Below are 800 nucleotides of genomic sequence, written 5' to 3'. Positions count from 1 at the left end.
ACACTGAGCGTATTCCCATCCAGTAATCCAAAACTTCTTGGTAAACCGTTACGCGGGAAGGTCATTGAACCGGGGTTAAAGATCACCACACCCTCTTTCATTTCGGCTACGGGAACATGCGTATGACCATGAGCGATGATGTCACCCTCTCGCAAAGGTGGTCTTTTATCGCTGTTGTACAAATGGCCATGCGTCAGAAAGATTCGCTTACCAGACTCTAGCAATACCCATGCGTAATCCATCATCATTGGGAAGTTCAGCAGCATTTGATCTACTTCGCTGTCACAGTTACCGCGTACGGAAATGATTTGCTGACTGTATTGGTTGAGAAGCTCCGCCACTTGGGGCGGGTTATACCCTTCCGGAATCGGGTTGCGTGGTCCGTGGTTCAACGTGTCACCCAACAGCACCAAATGCTTTGCACCTGATGCTAGGAATAACTTGATGGTTTCTTCGGTTGCTGGCAAAGAGCCATGCAGGTCTGAGGCAAAAAATAGTTTCACGACGTTGTCTCCTCAAAATGTATGAGGCTATTCTACGGCATTCTGACGTATGCTCAACCGACTTCCCGATTACTGATGACGCACAGTCTCAATCAGCATCGGTAGCAAATGGAACCAAGCAAAATATCCGGCACCGACTAAAACTAATGTCCAAAAAACCATCGAAATGAACTTCGACTTCGCTAAATGGTGTAACGGGTCCGGTTCCCCACACCCTGGACATGTGTGAGCACGTTTCGATATTTGTTTCTCACACACAGGGCAAGAGACTAAAGGCATGATTAAAATTCCTCAACT

2 protein-coding genes are annotated in these 800 nt (G+C 47.2%); both read right to left on the bottom strand.

Annotated features, from left to right (window positions below):
- A partial coding sequence (yfcE, locus tag R7E78_RS25870) for a phosphodiesterase (RefSeq protein ID WP_318058574.1) occupies positions 1-503 on the bottom strand: 503 nt, incomplete at its 3' end.
- A gap of 69 nt (positions 504-572) precedes the next feature.
- Positions 573-782, bottom strand: a complete 210-nt coding sequence (locus tag R7E78_RS25865; protein ID WP_011105727.1) for a hypothetical protein — start codon at positions 780-782, stop codon at positions 573-575.
- Positions 783-800 lie beyond the last annotated feature (18 nt).

Source organism: Vibrio sp. YT-19(2023), assembly GCF_033337395.1.
The sequence above is the reverse complement of the archived record's forward strand: the minus strand, read 5'-3'. Positions and strand labels throughout refer to the sequence as shown.

Bases quoted from the DNA above. Each gene is read 5' to 3' on its own strand.
- R7E78_RS25865 (WP_011105727.1), bottom strand. From the start codon at position 782: ATGCCTTTAGTCTCTTGCCCTGTGTGTGAGAAACAAATATCGAAACGT.